The organism is Hymenobacter sp. B81 (assembly GCF_044628455.1).
Classification (GTDB): Bacteria; Bacteroidota; Bacteroidia; order Cytophagales; family Hymenobacteraceae; genus Solirubrum.
Genome location: NZ_JBIYZW010000001.1, coordinates 2366168 through 2386069, shown reverse-complemented (window position 1 = coordinate 2386069; position 19902 = coordinate 2366168). Strand labels below are relative to the sequence as shown.

Here is a 19902-nt window from a genome sequence, read left to right as displayed (position 1 = left end):
GTTAGTTGTTCGAGCGGGTGCCCAGGTTCACGTTCAGCGTGTTGCCGCTCAGCGTCTGGTTGAACTGGTAGATGCTGGGAATGGCCGGCAGGCCCGAGAGCTTGTAGGGCGTGTTGCCGCCGAAGGCCCCGATGTCGGCGCCGCCCGCGCCGGTGCCGCGGGCCGGGTTGGTGCCGGCCTTGAGCTGGTACCAGGCATCAAACTGCGTAAAGCCGGGGGCCAGGGTAAACACGGCCGTCTGCGGCACGTTGTTCTGGTTGTTGTTGGCGGTGGTGAAGCCCGGCTGCGCGCTCAGGTTATAGGAGTACAGGTTGTTGTTGGGCTGAAAGGTGCTGGCAAAGTAGTTGTTGCGCACGTTGAAGTTGTCGATGTTGATGCTGGCCAGCACCACGTTGTTGACGAACTCCCCGTTGGTAGCCGCGTTGAGCGAGATGCCGCCGCTGGTAAAGATGTTGTTGGTCACCAGCACGTTGTTGGCCCCGGCGCTGTAGGTGTAGAGCCCGTAGATGTAGTTCTGCCGGATGTTGAGGTTGTTGGTGCCGTTGGCGTAACCGGTGTAGATGTAGCCGCCGGGCAGGTAGTTGCGCTGCACCGTCACGTTGCTGGCCCCGATGTAGATGTAGGCGTTTACCGTCACGCCCGCGAGCGAGGCGCCGTTGCTGCCGCTGCTGAAGTACACGTTGTCGAGCAGGGCCGAGGCGGGGTTGGCCTGCAGGCCGGCGTTCAGCCCCAGGAAGTAGCCCGGGCCCACCACTGACACGTTCTTGGTGAAGTTGAGCGTGCCGTAGCTCGTGCCCGAGGGCTCCAGCTGAATCACGTCGCCGGCCACGGCCGCGTCGTGGGCAGCCTGGGCGGTGGCGTAGATGTTGGTGCCGGTGATGCCGGAGTTGTTGACGCGGCGGATGGTCTGGGCCTCGGCCGGGAGCGTGGCGGCGCTCAGCAGCAGGGCGAGCAGGGGAACGTACAGCTTTTTCATAAAACAGGAAAAGTGAGTGGAGCAGGGCAAAAAGGGCACTTAGCGGCGGCGCAGGCGCGCAAGGGCGTAGGCCGCGCCGCCGGCCAGCAGCAGCGAGGCGCCGCCGTCGATGGGCACGGCCGTGGGCTGGCCGGGCTGCGGACCGCCCGAGCCGGGGTTGCCCTGGGCCAGGGCGGCGGGGGCGGAAAGCAGCAGGGCGGCGGCCAGCAAGGCTGGTCGCAGGGGGAGGGTGAAGCGCATAGCGGCAACGGGAAAAGGCAGCAAGCAGTGCGGCGTGGCGGCCGGCGTTTAACCTGCTGATTGAGCAGAATTTGACGGGGTAAAATTGGCCGCTTCTGGCCCCCGGGCGCAATCCGTAAGCCCGGGCATTTTGCCCTCCGTACCAGCACGGAGGCCGCCCGCGGCCCGGGCGCGATTAAATGCCCCGTGCCCCGCCGGCAGGGCCGACGGGGCACGGGAAAAATCTGCCTGGCAGGCGCCGGGGGCTGTTCGCGGGCCGCCCGGGGCGGGGCCTAGTTGGCGGGCTGCAGGTGCTTGTTGAGGAAGCTCAGGGTGGTTTCGTAGGCCTTCAGCTCGTTGGCGCGCTTGGCAAAGCCGTGCCCTTCGTCGGGAAACACCACGTACTCGACCACGCCGTTTTTGCGGCGGATGGCCGCCACCATGTCGTCCGACTCGGCCTGCAGCACCCGCGGGTCGTTGGCGCCCTGAATGACCAGCAGCGGCCGCTCGATCTTATCGGCGTGGAACAAAGGCGAAGTGGCCTTCAGGCGCTCCAACTCGGTGTCGGGGTCGCCGATTTCCTGGTACAGCGCCTGCCGCTGCGACTCCCAGTAGGGCGGAATGCTCTGCAGCGTGCGCACCCAGTTCGACACCCCAAACAAATCGACGCCGGCGGCGAAGCGCTTGGGCGTGAAGGCCAGCGCGGCCAGCGTCATGTAGCCGCCGTACGAGCCGCCCATGATGGCCACGCGGCTGGTGTCGACGTAGCCCAGCGAGGCGAGGTACTTTTTGGCGGCCAGGCAGTCCCAGAGCGGCTCGCGGCCGTGCCGGCGGTCATCGGCGGCGAAGAAGGTTTTGCCGTAGCCGCTGGAGCCGCGGTTGTTGACCCGTAGCACCACGTAGCCGTTGTTGGCCAGGTACTGGCCCAGGGCGTAGTAGTTGGGCGTGCTTTGGCCGCCGGGGCCGCCGTGCACCTCAATCACGGCCGGCAGCTTGACGCCGTTGGGCCGGGCGCCCTGTGGGGTGTAGAGCAGGGCCGGAATGGCCATGCCGTCGAACGACTGGTAGCGCACGGTGCGGGAATCCACCAGGTCCTGGGCGTTGATGGCCGGGTTCAGGCAGCTGGTCAGCCGCAGCGCGTCGCGGCTCTTGAAGTCGTACACGTACAGGTCGGAGGGGCTCCGGTCGCCGTTGACGAAGTAAGCCATCTTGCGGTCGGTGGGCGAGAAGCTCAAACCGGTAATGACCCCGGCGGGCGGCGCGGGCAGGTCGACGGGCTGGTTGCTGGCCGCGTCGTAGAGGCGGATGCTGGTGCGGCCGTCTTCGTTGAGGCCGGTGACGCGGTACTTGCCGGTGCGCGAAAAGTAGGTGTAGCTCACGTCCCAGGGCGCTTTTTCCACCACTTCGCGCTGGCCCGTCTGCAGGTCGTAGCGAGCCGCGTAGCTGAATTCGGCGCCCTCGTCGGTGGTGAAGTACAGGTAGCGCGAGCTGGGGTCGAAGTCCATGGGAGTCTCGGCCACGCTGCCGCCGGCCGGGCTCAGCGGCCGGGCCTGCTTGGTCTGCGTGTCGTAAAGGTACATGTCCTGGTCGAGGGTGGTGTTGGACTTCTGCAAGGCTACGTACCGCTCGTCGTCCGACACGTCGAGCGCGTCGAGGCCCTGGGTGTTCTGGTAGAGCAGGGTGCGCTGCAGCGCGGGTACCTCGTAGCGGTACAGGTCCATGAACTTCGGGTCCCGCTCGTTGGTGAGCACGTAGAACGCCTGGTTGTCGCGGCGCCAGCCACCGAACTCGGCGCGCACGTTGGCGCCGGGCGTCAGGTCGCGCTCGGCGCCGCCCTTCTCGCGCACGTAGAGGTGGTGGTTTTCGTTGCCGCCCTGGTCGTGGCGGTACACGATGCGGCCGTCGGGCAGGTAGGTGGCCGGGAAGATGCTTTCCTTTTCGGAGGCCGTGACCGGCTGCGCGCTGCCGCCCGTTACGGGCACGGTGTAGAGGTTGAACACCCCGCTTTGGTTGGAGGCAAACAAGAGCAGCTTCTCGTCGGGCGAAAACGCGCGGCCGTTGAGCCGGGTGGTGTTCATGAACTGCTCGATGGAGTAGCGCCGGGCGCCGCCGGGCAGAGCGCGGTCGGCGCCGCGGCGCGCTTTCTGGGCCTCGGCGGCGGGCAGCAAACCCGCCAGCAACAGCAGCAGCGGCAGGGCGCGAAGAAGGAGGTGTGGCATGGCGGGTTGTGGAAAAGAAGGGGGACAAAAGCCGGCAGGCGCGCTGGTCGGCCGCCGCAGTAGCTCGGCGACGAAGCCGGGAGCGGGTAACCGGTAGCTACTAAATATAGCAAATCAAAGGATAAATTGTAATTCCTGTTTGGGCGCTATTCCCCGCGCCGCGCCGGGCTGGTCCACGCCGGCCGCCGGCCGCTGAAGCTGCCCGATTCTGCGTTTCTTTGCCGGAGCCCGCGGATTAGCCGCGGCCGTTTCGTCGTTATCTACTGCATGAAGAACTCTTCGCTCCAACTGGCGCTCAACGCCGTGCTGCTGCTGGCCGTGGCGGTGCTGTTTTACCTCCACTTTGCCCATAAGCCCGCCGCCGCGCCCGTAGCCGCCGCCCGCCCCGCGGCCGCCGTGGCCGATACCAGCGCCGCCCCCGCGGTAGTGGCGGCCGACACGGCCAGCGCCCCCGCCGTGGCCGACTTGGCCGCCGGCACCAACATCCGCCGCGTGGCCTACGTGGAGTCGAGCAAGCTGCTGGAGGGCTACAAGGGCATGCAGAGCGCCCGCGCCGCCTTCGAGCGCAAGGCCGGCCAGTGGCAGCGCCAGCACGAGAGCAGCCTGCGCGGCTTCCAGGCCGCGGTGCAGAACTACCAGAAAACCGCCGCGGGCATGACCGAGGAGCAGCGCGCCGCCACCGAGCAGCGCCTGCAGGCCCAGGAGCAGCAGGTGGCCCAGCAGCAGCAGAAGCTGCAGCAGCAGGCCCAGGAAGAAGAAGGCCGCATGACCGAGCAAATTCTGACCCGGGTGAACAAGCTGCTGGAAACCTACGGCAAGGAAAACAACTACGACCTGATCCTGATTGCCGGCAGCGGCAGCATTGCCTACGCCCGCGAAGGCCTCAACATCACCGACCCCATCCTCAAGCGCCTCAACGCCGAGTACGCGGCCAAGAACAAGAAGTAATAAGCGGCCCCGCCGGCCGTTCTGCCTGCCCCGCCCGCTGCCAGCAGCGGGCGGGGCAATTTTTTGCCCGCTGGCCTGCAACCGCGCGCCCCGCTGCGGGCTCCCGGTGAAAGCCCCGCGGCGGGCCGGTGCTACATCATTGTGCGGTTGCCGGCCGGCAGCTGAAGCACTTAGCTTTGTAAACGTATTTCTCCTTCCTCCCCTATGTTCCCTCATTTACGCCCGGCCCTGATGGCCGGCGCCTGCTGCGGCCTGCTGGCGGCGGCACCCGCCCAGGCCCAGCAAGCCGCCACCGGCCGGGTCACGTTCAGCGGCTACGTGCGCGACGCCAGCACCGGCGAGAACCTGATTGGCGTGGCCGTGGTGCACCCGGCTTCGGGCCAGGGCACGGCCACCAACACCTACGGCTTCTACTCGCTCACGCTGCCGGCCGGCGCCGACACCACCCGCCTGCTGACTTCCTACCTAGGCTACCAGCGGCAGGTGCTGCGCGTGCGCCTCGACAAAAGCCAGACCCTGAACGTGCGCCTGCAGCCGGCCACCAGTGAGCTGCAGTCGGTAGAGATTGTGGGCACCCGCCAGGAAAAGCTGGCCGAAACCACCCGCATGGGCACCATCAACGTGCCGCTGACTCAGCTCAAAGCCGTGCCGGCGCTGTTTGGCGAGCGGGACGTGCTCAAGGTATTGCAGCTGCTGCCCGGGGTGCAGGCCGGCGGCGAGGGCCAGAGCGGCCTGTACGTGCGCGGCGGCTCGCCCGACCAGAACCTGATCTTGCTCGACGGCACGCCGGTGTACAACGCCTCGCACCTGTTCGGCTTCTTCTCGGTGTTCAACGCCGACGCGCTCAACAACGTGGAGCTGATCAAGGGCGGCTTCCCGGCCCGCTACGGCGGCCGCCTCTCCTCGGTGCTCGACATCTCGATGAAGGAGGGCAACATGGAAAAGTTTCACGGCGAAGGCGGCATCGGGCTCATTGCCTCGCGCCTCACGCTGGAAGGCCCCATCAAGAAAGACACCGCCTCGTTTATCGTCTCGGCCCGCCGCACCTACATCGACCTGCTGGCCCGCCCGCTGATTATGGCGGCCACCGACGGGGCCACCGTGGGCTACTTCTTCCACGACCTGAACGCCAAGGTGAACTGGAAGCTTAACCAGCGCAACCGCTTGTACCTGAGTGCCTACACCGGCCGCGACAAGTTCTACGCCCGCACCAAGGACGAGGGCGAGCGGGGCGAGTACAACGAGGTGGACTCGGGCCTGGGCTGGGGCAACCTCACGGCCGCCGCGCGCTGGAACCACATCGTGAACGACCAGCTGTTTGCCAACACCCACCTGACCTTCAGCCGCTACCAGTTCGACGTGGGCGTGGAGGACGAGAGCCGGCGCCGCGACAGCCAGACCGACGAGCTGCGCACCGACAAGTTCGCGCTCAAGTACCTCTCCAACATCCGCGACCTGAGTTTGAAGACTGACTTCGACTACGTGCCGCTGCCCGACCACTACATCCGCTTCGGCGGGCAGTACGTGCTGCACCACTTCCGGCCCGGCGCCATGCAGGTGAAAAGCTCCGACCCCGACGCCAACCTCGACCAGTTCAACAAAAGCACCCGCACCCTGGGCCACGAAATCGGGCTCTACGCCGAGGACGACTACAAGGTAACCGAGCGGCTGAAAGTCAACGCCGGGCTGCGCCTGAACGGCTTTGCCACCGGCAACAAGTTTTTCCCCTCGGTAGAGCCGCGCCTGGCCGCCCGCTACCTGCTCACCGAAGACTGGGCCCTGAAAGCCTCCTACGCCCGAACCACGCAGTTTATTCACCTGCTCACCAACAGCGGCATCGGCCTGCCCACCGATTTGTGGGTGCCGGCCACGGCCAAGATCAAGCCCCAGAAAGCCCAGCAGGTGAGCTTGGGCGCGGCCCGCAACGTGCGTTTCCGGGACGAAGACTACGAGCTGAGCCTGGAAACCTACTACAAGCCCATGGACCGGCTGATCGAGTACCGCGAGGGCGCCAACTTCCTGGGCACCACCGACAACAACTGGGAAGACAAGGTGACCAGCGGCAAGGGCTGGGCCTACGGCGCCGAGGTGTTTCTGCAAAAGAAGTCGGGCCGCACCACCGGCTGGATCGGCTACACCCTCTCGTGGAGCAAGCGCAAGTTTGAGGAGCTGAACCAGGGCCGCATCTTCCCCTACAAGTACGACCGCCGCCACGACGCCAAGCTCGTCGTCATTCACCAGCTCAAGGACAACCTGCGCTTGTCGGGCACCTGGGTGTACGGCACCGGCAATGCCGTTACGCTCTCGCGCGGGCGCTACCTGCTGGGCAGCTACACCGAGTACCAGGACTACGGCCCGCGCAACTCCTACCGCATGCGCGCCTACCACCGCCTCGACCTGGATTTGAGCCACACCAAGAAAAAGAAGTGGGGCGAGGTGGTCAACAGCGTGAGCCTCTACAACGCCTACAGCCGCGCCAACCCCTACTACCTCTACTTCAGCCAGGGCTTCGAAGACGGGCAGGGCAACGTGCGGGAAAAGCCCGGTTACCGCCAGATCAGCCTGTTTCCCATCATTCCCTCTTTTAGCAAGAGCTTCCGCTTCTAACTCCTTATGCTGAATTCCCCGATTATGCGGCTGCACAATCAACTAAGCAAGACCAGCCTGCTGCTGGGCGGACTGAGCGTGCTGCTGAGCGGCTGCGAAACGGCCATCGACGTGCCCGAGCCCGAACACACGCCCCGGGTGGCTGTATCCTACGTGCTCGACAACATGCCCGGCACCGACCACGACTACCGCCAGTTCTTTCAGGACCGCGAACCGTACGTGAGCGTGAGCCAGCGCCTCTACGATACCCGCCCGCTGCAGGGCCGGGCCGATGCCACGGTGGAAGTGCGCGACGCCAGCGGCGCGGTGGTGGAGCGCTACGAGCACTTCAACTCCGGCCCGTTCAACCAGGGCCAGTACCGCGGCCTGCTGGGCTACACCTTTCAGCCCGGGCAGCGCTACCAGCTGCGCGTGGCCGTGCCCGGCGTCGAAACGGCCGAGAGCGAGCTGACGTTGCCCCAGCCAGTGCCGGTGGCCGAGGCCACGCTCACCCCGCGCGGCAGCAACCCCAACTTCCCCGACGAAAAGCGTGCCCGCCTCACCGTGAGCTTCGACGACCCGGCCGGCGGCGCCGACTACTACCTGGTGTACGCCCGCCTGCTCGACGACCAGGGCCGCATCATCGGCTCGCTGCAGCACTACGAGGGCGACGAAACCGTGAGCGTGCCGCGCATCCGCCTCTCGCAGTCGGGCAACTACGGCACCGTGCCCTTTTCCGACAGCGGCTACGAGGGCCGGCGTATCACCCTCATCAACGAGGTGCGCTACTACGACAACCCCATGTCGAACGTGCGCCCGGCGGCGGTAGAAGTCATCGTCTCGCACGTCACCCGCGACCTGTACCTGTTCTACAACAGCCGCACCGTGTACCAGGACAGCGACGGAAATCCCTTTTCCGAGCCCACGCCCCTGCACAGCAACGTCAACGCCGGCTTCGGCATCTTCGGCGGCGCGGCCGATGCCGTTTTCCGGATTCCGCTCTAGCAGTGGCGCCCATTGCCCAGCCAACGCTTTTCGGCGGGGTGATTAACGTAAAACCGCCCCGGCAGCCAGCTGCCGGGGCGGTTTTACTTGGTAGGAGCAGGGAGCTGCCTTATTGCTTGACGAGGCGGTAGGCGGCGTGGCCGTCGGCGGTGCGCACGCGCAGCAGGTAGGAGCCGGCGGGCTGGGCGCTCAGATCAACCTGCTGGCTGGCCCGGCCCTGCTGCACGGGCAGAGTGTAAGTGCGCAGCACCTGGCCCAGCGCGTTCAGCAGCTCGGCTTGCAGCGGGGCCTGGGGCGGCAGACCACTCAGCTCAACTTGCGCCGCGCCGACCGTGGGGTTGGGGAACACCTGCGCGGCCACGCCGGCAGCCAGACCCGAGCGGTTGGCCAGGGTAATCGTCTGGAAGTTGCTGAAGGTTTGCACGTAGTTGTTCTCGTAGCGCCCGGTGGTGGTGTTGAAGTCCTGCTCCACGGCGCGGCGCACCTCGTTGGTGGGCGTGTAGGCCAGCAGATAGCGGTAGGCGTGGTCGATTACCCAGGCACTGCCCGACCAGGTGTCGCCCTGGTGCAAGGTTTCGTTGCCGAAGTTGTCGAAGGTGTAGGTGTGGCGGTCCTCGTTGGTCCACACGCCGGGGGCGGTCAGCGTCTGCTGAATCTCCACGTAGCTGCCGTTGGGCTGGTAGGTGGTAGTCGTTCGGTACTCGCCGGTCCAGGTGCTGGTTACCTCGTCCCACTCGCGGGCTTCGTAGTAGGCCACCTGCTTGTTGTTCCAGTTGTGCCACACGATGTTGCGAATCTGGTCATCGTTCACGTAGGCAGCGCCATTCCAGGATTGCTCCAGCACTTCCGTCCACTGGTTGGCCGCGTTCAGGGTGAAGAGCGTACGGCCGTCGAGCACGTAAGCGCCGTTGTCCCAATCCTCGTACACGGCCTGCGTCATGGCGCCGGCGGGGTTGTAAGTGTAGGTGGTACGGTAAGCCGACTCCAGCTGCCAGGTCCCGCCTTGCCAGCTTTCGGAGCGGTACAGTGTTTCGTTGCCCTGGGCGTCGTAGGTGTACTGGGTGCGGCCGGTGTTGATATAAGCCGTACCGTCCCAATGCTGGTACAGCTCGCTGGTTACCATTCCCTGACCATTGTAGGTCATGTTGGTACGGTAGCTGGGGCGGTTGGTGGCCGAGTCCAGCTCGGTAATCTGGGTGGGCTTGCCCTGGTTGTTGTAGGTGTAGGTCTTGATGATGCCACTCGTCCACCGGCTGATATTGTCTTCCCAGTAGTGGCCTACCGAGCGGCCGGGTAGGGTAACGGTGGTCGTGGGGCGGCGCGTGGCCAGCCCGGCCGATTCCAGGGCCGTGCGCTCGGGGCGAGCCGCCGGGCGCGTGGGCGACGGTGCCGGGCGCGTGGCCGGGCAGATCGATTGGGCCGCGGCCGGCAAACTGAGGGCTGCCGCGCCGAGCAGGAGAAGTAGATGTTTGTTCATGCGAAAGGGGGGAAGGGAAAGGTGGAAAAGTGAGAAACAGCCGGGTAGCGGCATAACCAGCCTTCAAAATTAAGCGGCCCGGCCCCGGTCGGGAAATACCCGGAAGTAGGTATTTATGGGCCGGCCGGGTTTTCAGCCCGGGCTGATAAATGGGGCGGCAGGCGCAGGTAGCCGCTGGAAAAGCAAGTGGGGCGCCCCGGCCGGAGCGCCCCACTTGCTAGGGTTGGCATCATTCCCTGATGAGCCGCTGGGTAATCACGCCCTCGGCGGCGTAAATCCGCACCGAATACACCCCGGCGGGCAGCGTGCCTAGGTCAAGCTCCTGCCTGATCAGGCTGCGCTGCACGGGTACCGTGAGCGTGTGCACTACCTGGCCAATCACGTTCAGCACCTGCACCGTAGCAGGGCGCTGCTCGCGCAGCCCGTCCACCTCCAGCCGGACCCGGCCGGTATTGGTGGGGTTGGGGTAGAGTCGGGTGGCGGCCTGCAGTGCCGCGGCCGTGGTGGCCGTGGGGCGGCTGCCCAGCCACAGGAAAAACCGCTGCCCCGCGTAGCTCGGCGCCATCGTAAAGGCGTAGCTCGGCACCTGGCTCAGATTGTGGTAGCGGCCCAGCTCCCGGTCTTCCAGCCACATTTGGGTGCCGGCGGGCAGGTTCAGCAGCTCGGTCGCCACCAGGGTATGGCTGCCGGGCTGACTCACGCGCAGGCCCAGCGGAATCAGCTGCCCCAGACTCAGGGCGGGCAGGCCGTTGATGCTGAGCGCGTCGTTGCCGGCCTGGCTCCACAGCGAGGGGCGGCCGTTGCCGTTGAGCTGCACCTTGTAGGCGTCGAAGCCCGGCTGGTAGTTCTGGCCGGCCTGCGGCTCGAAGTAGAGCACCGCCTCGTCGGCCTGGCCCTGGGCGTTGCGGGCTTCGAGGCGCAGCAGCGGCCTGGCCGCCGTGGCGGCAGGACCGTTGGGCCCGGTGCGGTTGAAGGCCGGGCTCAGGTAGCTGGTATGGCGCACGGCGTTGCTCAGGCTCAGGGTCGCCGAAGCTGCGGTGGCGCGCACGAAGAAGCCCTGCATGGCGGCCACATCCTTCGAGCCCCCGTTCTGGCCGATGCCGTTGACGTAGCTCTGGTAGGCGCCGGTGTACGGCCCCGAGGGCACGAATACGTAGAGCGCCTTGTCCACTCCCGGGCTGGCGGGCACCAGGTCCCAGTCGATGGGGGCCGGGTAGGGGTTGCCCAGCAGGTTCCAGCCCGAGCCCGCCTGCCCGCCCCGCGTGAGCGGGATGCTGACGGAACCGTTCTGCAGCACGCCCGAGATGTCCACCGTGGTGGTCGGGTTGGTCTGGGCCGAGTAGCCGCGCAGCGGCAGCAGGTTGTCGGTGGCCGCGGGCACCAGCCAGCCTTGGTCGAAGAAGCCGGCCGCGGCGTTCAGGCGCGCCTCGTTGTACTGGAAGAAGGTCGGGAAGGGACTCACCGTGTTGCCCTGGGTGTTGTAGGCCGGGTTCAGCTCGAAGACCGGCAAATCGTCGGCAAACTCGCTGACCGTGGCCGAGCCCAGCTGCATGGGCGAGGCGTAGTGGCGGTAGCCGCTGCTGCCCGCGCCCGTGATGAAGCGCTCCATCGTGGCGCGGCCCGTGACCAGGCCGCCGCCTACGGGGTTCACCACCATGGCCGTGCCCGCCGCAGTCGAGCGCAAAGTCAGGAAGCCATCCGAGACCAGGTTGCCCTGGGTGAGCGTCAGCAGGCGGCTGACCTGCACGTTGGTTGAGCAGCGGGCGCCGGCGGGGTTGGCCAGCTGCAGGTCGTAGAAGCGCGGTGGGGTGCTGCCGCTCAAACTCTGCGGGCTGCTGCCGTTCAGCGTCACCAGCGCGGTGCCGGCCTCAAAGCTGCCGTTGCTGAGCCAGTTGCCGGCCACCCGCAGCGGCGTGGTCAGCCGCAGCGTGGCCCCGGCGTTGATCTGCAGGTCGCCCACCACTATCGGGGCGCTGCCGCCCAGGGTCTGCGGCGTGCTGCCGGCCAGAATCAGCCGGCTGCCGGTCCCGGCGAGCATGGTGCCCTGGTTGAGCAGGTCCCCGGTCAACGTCAGCGGGGCCGTCATGGTCACCGTGGCGCCCGCATTCACCGTCAGGCTGCGGATGTTGCCCGCGAGGCTGACCATGGGGTTGAAGGCCGCCGGGGCCACCACCACGTTGCTGCTGCTGTTGGGCGCCTGCCCGCACGACCAGTTGCGGCCATCGGTCCAGGCCGTGGAAGTTCCGCCGGTCCATACGAAGCTCAGCGCCTGCACCGTCAGGTCGCTGCCGTTGGTGTTGGTGCTCACCAGCGCCGGGTTGCTGGCTTCCACCCGGATGCGGTAGCCGGTGCCCAGCGCCGTACCAGCCGGCAACGTCGCGGCAATGGTGCCCGTCAGCGGGCCGGTACCGCTCAGGGCCAGGGTGCCGATAACGGTGCCGCTGGCAAACGAGCCGTTGGCAGCCGACAGCACGGCCCGGAACAGGTTGCCGGCGGAGTAGCTGCCCTGGGCCGTAAACGGTACGCTCACGCCCGAGCCGGGGCACAGCGTACCACCGAAAGCGCCGACTGCCACGGTGGGCTGCAGCTGAACCGTAAGCGGGTAGGCCACGGTGCAGCCGGTGGTCGTGAGCGTAAACACGTAGCTGCCCGCGTTAGCCGGCTCGAAGTTCGCCAGCTGGGCGCTGTTCTGCGCCGCGCTGAAGCCGCCCGGGCCGGTCCACTGGCCGGTGAGGCCGCTGGGTACGCCCTGGGCCGTGAGCTGCAAGGTGCCGCCTACCGGTACGGGCGAGTTGCTGCTCACGCTCACGGCGCTCAGGTTGTAGATCTGCCAGTTGCTGGCGTTGGTGGCGCTGGTCAAAGCCGGGGCGCTGCTCACCAGGCGCAGGCGGTAGCCGCTGCCGGTGGGCGTACTCAGCGGAATAGCCACCGTGAGCTGCCCGTTGCCGGTACCGGTAAACGCCGTCGAGCCCACGTTCACGGGAGCGGTAAACAAACCCGTGGCCTCCGAGAGCTGCGCCGTGACGACGTTGCCCGAGCTCATGCCACCACCCGTCACGCTGAACTGCACCGGGAAGGAATTGCCGGCGCACAGCTGCAGGGGCCCGATGGGGTCGAGGGTAAGCACCGTGGCTACCGGACCCTGCACCTGCACCGTCACCGAGGCGCGGTTCAGGCAGCCGGTAGCGGGGTTGCGCACCAGCAGGTTGTAGGTGCCCGCGTTAGCGGGCGTCGCGTTCAGAATCTGGGGGTTCTGCTGAGTCGAGCTGAAGCTGGCCGGGCCGGTCCACTGGTAAGTAGCGCCCGCCACGGTTTGGGCCGACAGCTGCAGGGTGTTGCCCGTAACCACCGGCGAGTTGCTCGAGGCCACGGCCGCCGGCAGCGGGTTGATGGTCAGGTTCTGGCCGTTGTCGTTGGTGCTGGTCACGGCCGGGTTGCTGCCCACGAGGCGGATGCGGTAGCCCGTGCCGAACGGCGTGGCGTCGGGCAGGGTAATGGAAACCGAGCCGCTGCCCTGGCCCGCGAAGGCCACCGTGCCGATGGCAACCGGGGTGGCAAACGAGCCGCTGGCGTCGGAGAGCTGGGCCGTGAGCACGTTGCCGGCCGCGAAGCTCAGGCCGTTCACCGTGAAGTTCACCGCCGAAGCCGCGCCCGCGCAGTAGGTGCCGCCAAACGAAGTCAACGACAGCAGGGGCTGGGTGGGCGCCTGCACCGTAACGGCCACCGCGCTCTGGGCCGTGCAGCCGTTCTGGCCGGTTACCGTCAGCGAGTAGGTGCCCGAGTTGCTGGGCGTGGCATTCGGCAGCTGCGGATTCTGCTGGGTCGAGCTGAAGCCCGCCGGGCCACTCCACTGGTAAGTAGCGTTGGCTACGGTGGGCGTGTTCAGCTGCAGGGTGCCGCCGTAGACCACCGGCGAGTTGCTGGTGGCCTGGGCCGTGGGCAGCGCCCGCACGGTAATGGCGCGGGTGTTGCTGGTCACGGCCGGGTTGCTGCTCACGAGGCGCAGCAAATAGCCGCTGCCCGGCGCCGTGCCGGTGGGCAAACTGAAGCCAATGCTGCCGTTGCCCTGGCCCGAGTAGCCAATGGCGGCCACGCTTACCGGCGTGGCAAACGAGCCGCTGGCGTCCGAGAGCTGCAGGGTGAGGGTATTGCCGCCCTGCAAGGTGCCCACCGTCACGCTAAACGGCTCGGCATTGCTGGTGCCGGGGCAGAAGCCAGCGGTGGTGCCGGTCAGCGTAATCACGGGCGTCGGGGCGTTCAGCACGCTCACGTCGGTGAAGGCCGAGTAGGTGCAGCCGCCCAGCGTGACGGTGACGGTGTAGCGGCCGCTCATGCCCGGGTTGGCGCCGGTGCGCTGCGGGTTCTGCTGGGTCGAGCTGAAGCCCGCCGGGCCGCTCCACTGGTAGGTGGCCCCGGGATAGGCCGGACCGGCCGTCAGCGCAATGGTATTGCCGAAAGTCACCGGCGAGTTGGAGCCGGCCTGGGTCAGCGGCGTGGCGTTGATGGTCAGGTCCTGGGCGTTGGCTGGGCTCACAATGGCCGGGTTCGAGGCCACCACGCGCACGCGGTAGCCGCTGCCGGGCGGGGTGCGCAGCGCCACCGAGTCGCGCAGGGTGCCGCCGGTAGCCGACGAGCTGATGAGCGTGCCGTAGAGCCGCGAGCCGGCCGTAAACACGCCGTTGGCGTCGGAGAGCTGAAACTTAAACTGGTTGCCCGCCGCGTAGGCCGTGGTGTTGGTGGTGAAGGGCACCAGCAGCAGCGTGACGCCGGCGCACAGCGGCGTGGGCGACACCGTGCCCACCGCAATGGTGGGCGGGAAGGTGTAGCTGGCCGCCGAGCAGCCAGTGCCGCCGGGCGTGGTCACGCAGATCTGCCCCGAAGTGCCCGCCGCCGGCGCCGTCACCGTGAGCTGGGTGGCCGAGTTGACAGTGAAAGCCGTGGCCGCCACGCCGTTGAAGGTTACCGCCGTGGCGCCCGTGAAGTACTGGCCGGTGAGCGTAACCACCGTGCCGGGCGAGCCGCCCGAGGGCGTGAAGCTGCTCACGATGGGCGGCTGGGCCGGGCAGTCGAAGTTGTAGACGCTCACGTCTTCCAGGGCCGAGGCCGCCGTGGCCCAGTTGACCACTACCCGCACGCCGCGCACGTTGGCAATGGGCGCAGTATCAAACGAGGCCACCAGCTCCTGTCCGTTGGTGAAGGGCCCGGTGAAGGTGCGCTGCGTGGTCCAGGTGTTCAGGTTGGTCGAGGTTTCCACCCGCACCGTGCCGTTGGTGGCCGTGGAGGGGCGGGCCGTCATACGCACTTCCGAGATGGTGCGCGGCGTGCCCAGGTCGGCCCGCACGAAGTAGTCGTTGTTGGTCGAGTAGGTCCAGCTGCCGCCGTTGAACACCTGCTCGGCGCTGCCCACCGACGAGCCCGACTGGGAGTAGCTGGCCGCCGGCAGTCCGGCCGCCAGGTTGCTCGATACCGCGCAGCCGTTTTTGCGGAATACGCGGCCTGGAATCACCATGCTCCAGCGGCCGTTGGCGTCGCGGCTGCGCACGTAAAGGCGGTGCTCCCCGTCGGCCAGGGCGGTGGCGTCGGCCAGGATGTTGAGGTTGCTGAGTACCGGCGCCGGGGTGGCAATGGCAATGTTCACGCCGCTGCCGTAGCCGGGGTCGGTGTCGAAGAAGTACTCGGCCTTGGTGATGTTCGGCGCCGCGGCTACGTTGGGGTCGTCCACGTAGAAAATGCGGTGCTGGGTCTGGCTCCACTTGCCGGCCGCGTCGCGGGTGCGGTAGTACAGGGTGTGAAAGCCCGAGCTGAGCGCGCCCAGCCCCACCGAGAAGCTCACGCCGGTGGCGTTGGTGCCGCCGCCCGCAATGGGGGCGCTGGTGGCGTTGCCGTGGCCGGGGTCGGTATCCACGAAGTACTCCAGGGCCGTCAGGTTGGCCGGGGGCGCGGTGCTCGAGGTTGGCTCCACGTAGAAGATGCGCCGCTGGGTCTGGCTCCAGCCCCCGTTGGCATCACGCGAGCGGATGTAGAGGGCGTGGAAGCCCCCGCCCACGCTGCTCAGGGGTACGGCAAAAGTGAAGTTGCTGAGCGCGGTGCCCGGGCTGCCGGGCAGGGTTACGGCGGTAGCGCTGCCGTGCCCAGGGTCGGTGTCGATGAAGTATTCCAGTCGGTTCAGGGCCGGCACCGGGCCGGCGCCGGGGCCGCTTTCGCCCACGTACAGCAGCTGCTTGCTGGTTTGGCTCCAGGCGCCGCCCACCGCCCGCGAGCGGATGAACAGGTTGTGAAAGCCGGGACTGATGGCGCTCAGGCTGACGGGAAACGTGAGGTTGGCCAGCGTGGCGCTGGGCGACGCGGGCAGGGTTACGGCCGTGGCGCTGCCGTGGCCGGGGTCGGTGTCGATGAAGTACTCCACCCGGTCGAGGTTGGGTGGAGTTTGGGCAGCCAGGGGCGATAACGCCGCCACGGCTGCCAGCAGCCAGACCAGCCGAAGCCAGCCCTGCCGCAAAAGCAGATGCAGAAGGTGCATAACCAGCCGAGAGCTAACGGGCCCTAGTTGTTGGAGCGCGTGCTGATGGTCGCGTTCAGGGTGTTGCCCGAAACCGACTGGTTGTACTCGTAGATGGTGGGCACGTTGGGAATGCCCGAGAGGCGGTAGGGCACGGCCCCGCCAAAGGCCCCCACGTCGACGCCGCTTTCCCCGGTGCCGCGGGCGGGGTTGTTGCCGGCCCGCAGCTGGTACTCGCCATCGGTCGAGGCCGTGCTGCCTACAAACACGGAGGTGGGCAGCACGTTCTGCTGGTTGCCGTTGCTGGTGCCAAACTGGGTGCCCGCGCCGATGTTGTAGGTGGCGGCGTTGTTGCGCGGCGTGTAGGTAGCAGCAGCGCGGGTGATGTAGTTGTTTTTGATGACTGCATTGTCGACCTGCAGCTCGCCCGTGGTGGCCCCGTCGGCGCGGCCCAGCACGTTGTTGGCAATGAGGATACCGGTCATGCTGGCATACTGGGCAGTTGGCGTGCTGATGCCGTTATGAATGATATTGTTGGAAATGTTGACGTTGCTCACCGGGGCGCTGCTGCCTGGGTATAAGTAGAAGTTGCCAGGCGAGTAGTTCTGCCGAACGATGATGTTGCTGACCGTTACCGACCCGATCTGGGGATTGTAGCCGATGTAAAGCTGGCTGGTAATGCGGTTGCGCTCTACCGTGACATTGCTGGCGCCAATGTAGAGAGTGGTGATGACGCAGCCCGTAATGCGCGAACCCGCACTACCCGCGGCGAAGCTGATAGTGCCGGTTTCCGAGTCGCGGACATCCAACTGCAGGCCGGTGTTTTCGGTCAGGAAGTAGCCGTTGCCAATGATGGTCAGCGGCCGTACGCAGGTCAGGTTGCCGTAGGAGATGGACGAGGGCTCCAGATAAATGAAGTCGCCGGCGCTGGCCGCGTCGTGGGCGGCCTGCAGGGTGGTGTAGATGTTGGCCCCGGTGATGCCCGGGGTGTTGTTGACGCGGCGAATGGTCTGGGCGTCGGCGGCGTTCAGACCGGCCAGCATCAGGGCCGAAACCAGCAGCAGGAAAGCGGAGAACTTTTTCATAGGAGCAAGAACGGGTGAAATGGTTGGAAGAGGTGAAGTGAGAGGCTTAGCGGCGGCGCAGACGCCGCAGGCCGTAAGCCGCACCGGCCGCAAGCAAGAGGGACGCGCCCCCGTCGAGGGGCACGGCCGTGGGCTGGCCGGGCTCAGGGCCACCCGAGCCGGGGTTGCCCTGGGCCTGGGCCAGCGAGGAGCAGCACAGCAGGGTCAATAGCACTGACCACCGCCGCCAGCGGCGGGAAGAGCAGAAGTGAGACATAAGCAAACGGGTTGTGGGAGGTGGAAACCGCGTAGGCGGCAAGCGGGCAGGCAATCGAATAATTGAATCCTGCGACGCTAAACTTGTGCTTTATTGCAGTAAGATGCAATACCTGAATGCAGGTATTTTTATAAAAAATAGCAATTTGTTGTAATTATCGACTAGGAGCCTGGCTAAGTATTCGCCGTTGCTGGTGCCGGTCTGCTGTACCCAAGTCGGTTTTAGGATGGGGCGTGGGCACAAAAAAACGGCCGTGGAAGATTCCACGGCCGTTTGGCGGGCAACGTTGGCGCCGCGCCCTAAAAGGTAAAGCGCACGTTCAGGGCCGCGTCGTTGTAGAGGCCGCTGGCGCCGTCGTAGATATCGAAGTAGGGTTTGTAGTCCACACCCACGGTCAGCGGCAGGTCGTCGATTTTGTACTCCAGGCCTAGTACCAGGTCGGCGCCGAACACGGGGTAGAGTTTGTCGTCGCCGTAGTACTGCACGTAGTAGTAGTCCTTGTGCTTTTTGCCGCGCAGGCGGTAGCCCACGGTGTAGTAGTTGTAGCGGCGGTAGGCGCCCAGGTGCATGCCACCGCCCACGTACCACTGCAGGTTTTTGACCTCGGGCAGCAGCGGGAAATGCTTTTCCAGCAGCACCGTGAGGCGGGCGCCCTTGGCGTAGTACTCGGTGGTGAGCAGACCCTCAATGGCCACATTGTTTTTGCCGCCCATGAAGTGCTTCACCGTCAGGCCCGAGGCGTAGCCGCCGCCGCGCAGCCCGATGCCGGTCTGGTAGCCCGCGCCGCCGCTGCTCTTGCCCGAGTTCTTACCTGAACCCTTACCCGTGGACTTGGCGCCGGGCTTGCCGGCGGTTTTCTGGGTTTGGGCCGAAACCGGGGCCGCGGCCAGCAGCAGACTCAGGAAAACTAGGATGAGCGCGGGTTTTTTCATGGCAAAAGTCAAATGTTTGCGGAATTAAAGCCTGAAAGAGGCTCTTTGATCGACAAACATACGGATGCCAGTGCAATTTCAGGCCGTGGGCGAGATGCCCCGGGCAATGACGTCGGAGGAGTAGGTGCGTACGCCGCCGCCTTCCTGCCGGGCCGCGTTGAGCATGCCCTGGGCCACGGCTTCGGCCGAAATGGCGCGGTAGGGGCGCAGCGGACCAATCAGCAGCGGGTTGAGCACCTTCAGCACCAGGGCGCCCAGCTTTTCGCCGGTGCGCTGCGCGCTGCGCTGGCCCAGCAGCAGCGAGGGACGGAAAATGTGCACGGCCCGAAACGGCGTCTGGCGCACGGCCGCTTCCATGTCGCCCTTCACGCGGTTGTAGTAGATGCGCGAGTCGGCGTCGGCGCCCATGGCCGATACCACCATGAACTGGGCCGCGAAGTTGGAGGCCGTCAGGGCGGCCAGCTTCACCACGTAGAGGTAGTCGACGCGGTAGAAGGCCTCGCGCGAGCCGGCCTGCTGCATGGTGGTGCCCAGGCAGCAGTACACGTCGTCGGCAATCAAGCTCAGGCGCAGATCCTCCAGCCGCTCGAAGTCGACCACGCGCTGCTCCAGCTTGGGGTGCACCAGCGGCAGGGCGCGGCGGCCGATGGAAATAACCTTGGCGTACCGGTCGCTTTGCAGCAGCAGCGGCAGCAGGTAGCTGCCCACCAGGCCGGTGGCGCCGGCAATGAGGGCGGTTTTTTTCAGATCCGACGTGGGGACCATACGGGGCGGTGGAGTTCAGGGAATGGAAAGCCGGGCGCCTTTCCCAACGCACCCGGCGGCCGAAGGTTACCGGCTTACTCTTCGCTCAGCAGACGGGTGTGGTCGTCGGCCAGTTGCACGGCGCCGCGGCGGTAAAGCGTGCCCAGGGCTTTCTTGAACACCTTCTTGCTCATGCCCAGGCGGCGGTAAATGTCTTCCGGCTCGCTCTTGTCGGAGAGGGGCAGGGTGCCGCCGGCCTTGCGCAGGGCCTGCAGCAGCGTTTCGGCCGCGGCCAGGGCCTCGTCGAAGCCCTGGCGCTGCAAACTCACGTCGAGCTTGCCGTCGGGGCGCAGCTGGCGCACGAAGCCGGGCAGCTCGTCGCCCACGCTCAGCAGGCGAAACACCTCGTTGCGGTAGAGCATGCCCAGGTAGCGCTTGTTGACCAGCGCGGCGTAGCCCATTTCGCTCTGGCCGCCCACCACCAGCTCCACCTGCTCGCCGGGCTGCAGCGTGGGCTCGCGGTCGGTAAACTTCTCCCACTTGGCCGTGGCCACAATGCGGTCCGACACCTCGTCGACGTAGATGTACACCAGCACCTTGTCGCCGGCTTTCACGCGCTTGGGCTGGTTGCGCAGCGGCAGCAGCAAATCCTTGGGCAGGCCCCAGTCGAGAAAGGCGCCGATGCCGGTCACGTCGCGCACGGTGAGGGCGGCAAACTCGCCCACCCGCGCCAGCGGGGTTTCGGTGGTGGCCACCAGGCGGTCTTCCGAGTCGCGGTACACGAACACGCGCACTGCGTCGCCCACCTGAATGCCGGCCGGCACGTAGCGGTCGGGCATGAGAATGTCGCCGTCGTCGGAAGTCAGGTACACGCCGAATTCGACGAAGCGCGCTACTTCCAGTTCGTTGTAGTCACCGAGGAGCATGGGAAGGGTCAGTTGTCAGGTGGGAGTTGC

At 66.5% G+C, this 19902-nt stretch carries 13 protein-coding genes; 3 read left to right on the top strand and 10 right to left on the bottom strand.

Annotated features, from left to right (window positions below; translation table 11 throughout):
* Position 1: 1 nt before the first annotated feature.
* From ACE191_RS10465 to ACE191_RS10455, 3 genes are all read right to left on the bottom strand, one after another.
* Positions 2-976 carry a hypothetical protein gene (locus ACE191_RS10465; RefSeq protein WP_400192151.1) on the bottom strand — a complete coding sequence of 325 codons (975 nt, stop codon included), beginning with the start codon at positions 974-976 and terminating at the stop codon, positions 2-4.
* 39 nt (positions 977-1015) lie between these two features.
* Complete coding sequence (locus ACE191_RS10460; RefSeq protein WP_400192150.1) at positions 1016-1216, bottom strand: PID-CTERM protein-sorting domain-containing protein; 201 nt, start codon at positions 1214-1216, stop codon at positions 1016-1018.
* A 272-nt stretch (positions 1217-1488) separates the two neighbouring features.
* Positions 1489-3414, bottom strand: coding sequence for an alpha/beta fold hydrolase (locus ACE191_RS10455; protein WP_400192149.1), 1926 nt, complete (start codon positions 3412-3414; stop codon positions 1489-1491).
* Between the two features lie 267 nt (positions 3415-3681).
* On the opposite strand from ACE191_RS10455, the gene ACE191_RS10450 reads away from it, so the two are divergent.
* The 3 genes from ACE191_RS10450 to ACE191_RS10440 all read left to right on the top strand — a co-directional run bounded on the left by ACE191_RS10450 (position 3682) and on the right by ACE191_RS10440 (position 7953).
* Positions 3682-4362: an OmpH family outer membrane protein gene (locus ACE191_RS10450; protein ID WP_400192148.1), complete on the top strand. Its 681-nt coding sequence runs from the start codon at positions 3682-3684 to the stop codon at positions 4360-4362.
* Positions 4363-4566: 204 nt separating this feature from the next.
* Positions 4567-6969: a TonB-dependent receptor domain-containing protein gene (locus ACE191_RS10445; protein WP_400192147.1), complete on the top strand. Its 2403-nt coding sequence runs from the start codon at positions 4567-4569 to the stop codon at positions 6967-6969.
* A 6-nt stretch (positions 6970-6975) separates the two neighbouring features.
* Entirely contained in the window at positions 6976-7953 is a 978-nt protein-coding gene (locus ACE191_RS10440; protein ID WP_400192146.1) for a DUF4249 domain-containing protein, read from the top strand.
* Between the two features lie 109 nt (positions 7954-8062).
* Here ACE191_RS10440 and ACE191_RS10435 read toward each other — a convergent pair whose 3' ends face one another.
* From ACE191_RS10435 to ACE191_RS10405, 7 genes are all read right to left on the bottom strand, one after another.
* Positions 8063-9430 carry a T9SS type A sorting domain-containing protein gene (locus tag ACE191_RS10435; protein WP_400192145.1) on the bottom strand — a complete coding sequence of 456 codons (1368 nt, stop codon included), beginning with the start codon at positions 9428-9430 and terminating at the stop codon, positions 8063-8065.
* A 229-nt stretch (positions 9431-9659) separates the two neighbouring features.
* On the bottom strand, positions 9660-15950 hold the full coding sequence (locus ACE191_RS10430) for a discoidin domain-containing protein (protein ID WP_400192144.1): 6291 nt from the start codon (positions 15948-15950) through the stop codon (positions 9660-9662).
* Between the two features lie 23 nt (positions 15951-15973).
* Positions 15974-17014, bottom strand: a complete 1041-nt coding sequence (locus ACE191_RS10425) for a hypothetical protein (RefSeq protein WP_400192143.1) — start codon at positions 17012-17014, stop codon at positions 15974-15976.
* Between the two features lie 46 nt (positions 17015-17060).
* Positions 17061-17270 carry a PID-CTERM protein-sorting domain-containing protein gene (locus ACE191_RS10420; protein ID WP_400192142.1) on the bottom strand — a complete coding sequence of 70 codons (210 nt, stop codon included), beginning with the start codon at positions 17268-17270 and terminating at the stop codon, positions 17061-17063.
* A gap of 299 nt (positions 17271-17569) precedes the next feature.
* Positions 17570-18202: a hypothetical protein gene (locus ACE191_RS10415; protein ID WP_400192141.1), complete on the bottom strand. Its 633-nt coding sequence runs from the start codon at positions 18200-18202 to the stop codon at positions 17570-17572.
* A 78-nt stretch (positions 18203-18280) separates the two neighbouring features.
* On the bottom strand, positions 18281-18967 hold the full coding sequence (locus ACE191_RS10410) for an NAD-dependent epimerase/dehydratase family protein (protein ID WP_400192140.1): 687 nt from the start codon (positions 18965-18967) through the stop codon (positions 18281-18283).
* 74 nt (positions 18968-19041) lie between these two features.
* Positions 19042-19872: a S1 RNA-binding domain-containing protein gene (locus ACE191_RS10405; RefSeq protein WP_400192139.1), complete on the bottom strand. Its 831-nt coding sequence runs from the start codon at positions 19870-19872 to the stop codon at positions 19042-19044.
* Between the last annotated feature and the right edge of the window lie 30 nt (positions 19873-19902).

What these genes read in the sequence shown, in the direction of transcription:
- ACE191_RS10410 (WP_400192140.1), bottom strand. Translation starts at nt 18,967, where the DNA reads ATGGTCCCCACGTCGGATCTGAAAAAAACCGCCCTCATTGCCGGCGCC.
- ACE191_RS10430 (WP_400192144.1), bottom strand. Translation starts at nt 15,950, where the DNA reads ATGCACCTTCTGCATCTGCTTTTGCGGCAGGGCTGGCTTCGGCTGGTC.
- ACE191_RS10450 (WP_400192148.1), top strand. Translation starts at nt 3,682, where the DNA reads ATGAAGAACTCTTCGCTCCAACTGGCGCTCAACGCCGTGCTGCTGCTG.
- ACE191_RS10420 (WP_400192142.1), bottom strand. Translation starts at nt 17,270, where the DNA reads ATGTCTCACTTCTGCTCTTCCCGCCGCTGGCGGCGGTGGTCAGTGCTA.
- ACE191_RS10445 (WP_400192147.1), top strand. Translation starts at nt 4,567, where the DNA reads ATGTTCCCTCATTTACGCCCGGCCCTGATGGCCGGCGCCTGCTGCGGC.
- ACE191_RS10425 (WP_400192143.1), bottom strand. Translation starts at nt 17,014, where the DNA reads ATGAAAAAGTTCTCCGCTTTCCTGCTGCTGGTTTCGGCCCTGATGCTG.
- ACE191_RS10455 (WP_400192149.1), bottom strand. Translation starts at nt 3,414, where the DNA reads ATGCCACACCTCCTTCTTCGCGCCCTGCCGCTGCTGCTGTTGCTGGCG.
- ACE191_RS10465 (WP_400192151.1), bottom strand. Translation starts at nt 976, where the DNA reads ATGAAAAAGCTGTACGTTCCCCTGCTCGCCCTGCTGCTGAGCGCCGCC.
- ACE191_RS10460 (WP_400192150.1), bottom strand. Translation starts at nt 1,216, where the DNA reads ATGCGCTTCACCCTCCCCCTGCGACCAGCCTTGCTGGCCGCCGCCCTG.
- ACE191_RS10440 (WP_400192146.1), top strand. Translation starts at nt 6,976, where the DNA reads ATGCTGAATTCCCCGATTATGCGGCTGCACAATCAACTAAGCAAGACC.
- ACE191_RS10435 (WP_400192145.1), bottom strand. Translation starts at nt 9,430, where the DNA reads ATGAACAAACATCTACTTCTCCTGCTCGGCGCGGCAGCCCTCAGTTTG.
- ACE191_RS10415 (WP_400192141.1), bottom strand. Translation starts at nt 18,202, where the DNA reads ATGAAAAAACCCGCGCTCATCCTAGTTTTCCTGAGTCTGCTGCTGGCC.
- ACE191_RS10405 (WP_400192139.1), bottom strand. Translation starts at nt 19,872, where the DNA reads ATGCTCCTCGGTGACTACAACGAACTGGAAGTAGCGCGCTTCGTCGAA.